Origin of the sequence: Pseudomonas urethralis (genome assembly GCF_021602465.1) — a bacterium.
Taxonomy (GTDB): Bacteria; Pseudomonadota; Gammaproteobacteria; order Pseudomonadales; family Pseudomonadaceae; genus Aquipseudomonas; species Aquipseudomonas vlassakiae.
In genome coordinates, this window is sequence record NZ_BQIJ01000061.1 from 1 (window position 1) to 516 (window position 516).

The following is a 516-nucleotide window of genomic DNA, read 5'->3' on the forward strand; positions in this document are numbered from 1 at the left end:
CGTTCTCAAGCTGGTGCCGGGCCATGGCATTGACCAGGTAACCGCGCAAGGCAGTCTTGCGCAGGAAGCGGCTGTGAAAACCATGGGCACTGTCGAACGGCCCGTTCACTTGCTGGGCATATTCGAACACCTGGCGGTCGACCTGGAGGTTGTCCGGGGTCATGGCCAGGCCCAGCAGTTCGGGGTGCTTGCGCGCCTGGATCAGGTCCAGGCCCTCGAAGCGCTGCGCAGGCGCCTGGCCGCCCTTGTAGGCGTCAAGCACGCTGGCCGGCCAGGGATCGCTGGAAAAGGCCAGCCAGGCCGAGCCGTAGGTATCGGTGTCGATGTTGAGGAAGGACGACGGGATGTCGTGGTCCTCATACATGCAGTGCTCGGGCAGCGACGGTGGCGGCCCCGGGTTTGGCTCGTAGGGAAGAAAGCGGCGCAGGTGGCCTTGCGCGGTGACTTCATAGGCGTGCCAGATGCGTTGGTCGAGCAGTACGTAGAGATAACCGCTGCGCAAGGTGCGCAGGCCGA

General features: G+C 64.5%; 1 protein-coding gene. It reads right to left on the reverse strand.

All coding sequences use genetic code 11. The features are described 5' to 3' along the window. Positions 1–516, reverse strand: a 516-nt coding sequence (locus L6D64_RS28195) for a T6SS effector BTH_I2691 family protein (protein WP_276575187.1), incomplete at both ends; no start/stop codon positions are given.